This window comes from Prevotella sp. HMSC073D09 (assembly GCF_001814145.1).
Taxonomy (GTDB): domain Bacteria; phylum Bacteroidota; class Bacteroidia; order Bacteroidales; family Bacteroidaceae; genus Prevotella; species Prevotella conceptionensis.
Genome location: NZ_KV815144.1, coordinates 1 through 1,362, shown reverse-complemented (window position 1 = coordinate 1,362; position 1,362 = coordinate 1). Strand labels below are relative to the sequence as shown.

The following is a 1,362-nucleotide window of genomic DNA, read 5'->3' as shown; positions in this document are numbered from 1 at the left end:
TATCGGTGCAGACAGTCCTTCTCCTGAGGCATACTGCACACTGTCTACCTTAATCTCGCTTTCACCCATACGTGAGGAGCATTGGAAGGAAACACCCACGTAGGCACTGTCGGTTGCACCGATATAGACCTTGCGCATGGCATTGTAACCCATTACGAAGAAACGTTGCTTGCTGGGCTCCGTCAAGCCTGCGAGGTCTTCCTCCTTACGGCTCTTATCATAATTGTCCGCGATGCCCTTGTATCCGTCGGTGTCGATGGTCAATGCCGCCGTTTCAATGGGGCGGCTTGCGTATTCCCTATTCCCGTTGTAGCCGAACTGTCCCCATCCCCTATAAAGGTGTCCGAAATTAAGGGAATTATAGCCGGAGAAGACGGAGCATGCAAATGTGTCGACGAGGATCCTCTCCTTGTGGTCGACGATCATCTTCTTCTTTGTCCAATCCTTTTTGAAGACAAGGGAATCGCGGAAAACTTCCACCGTAGCCTTAACAACCGACCTCAACTCGTTTTCTACACTAAACGTTGCCAGTGTCTTTCCCTTGCAGAGTTCTTCCAGCAAGGCTGCATCAACAATGGCCAGCGAGTCAACCTTTATGCTGTCGTCTTTGGTTAAGGTATATTTGCGCTTAAGCAGTAAGGTGCCGTCCTCCCTGTTGAAGTTCACATGTACGGTTGCCGTATCTTTGTCTTTATCCCAATCTTGTCGCTTTACCTTAAACTTATGCACGAGAATTACTCCCGGGTCGTATTTCTGGTTCTTCGCCAGGTCCTTCCTAACATTTCTTGAAGCCCTCACAAGTACGGGCTTGTTATACATCTTTCTAAAAGGAATTACACGGAGCGTGTCTTGTGTGGAGACGTACCTTAACGTTGGTTTCCACGACATGTTTCTCCATTCCAAAGGGGCATCCGTCAGCATCTCAAAGGTCAGCTGCACCGAATCTTTCGCCAATACGTCGAACGCATCCTCAAACGTATCTTCAACAGAAGTGCCGGCTGGTAGTTTCTTCTCCATCAAGATGTGTTCGCCGTGTAAATCTTTCCTTCTCACGACAAGCGTAACATGACTCCCTGTCCGCCCCTTTCTGTAAGGCGCCTTTACCTCCACGCGCCCATCCTTGGGCAAAGACATGCCCGTGGTCATTCCTTCCAAGAAGTCGGATGCGGCGTCATAGTGGGAGAGGTCTTGCCCCAGGTAGGTGGCATTGCCGCCAACAATCCGGCTATATTCCACCCGTTGAGACCACGCCACGCTGTCGGCCGCACCCGAGTAGCGCGACTGCAAGCGGAAGAACAGCCTTTCGCCGGCCTTGACGGATGTCGTGAGGCTGTCCGTTCTCGTCCCTGTGCTGAGAATGGA

At 51.2% G+C, this 1,362-nt stretch carries 1 pseudogene; it reads right to left on the bottom strand.

What is annotated here, in order from left to right:
• A pseudogene (locus tag HMPREF2955_RS14040) lies at positions 1 to 1,362 on the bottom strand (type IV secretion protein Rhs); the annotation flags it as partial.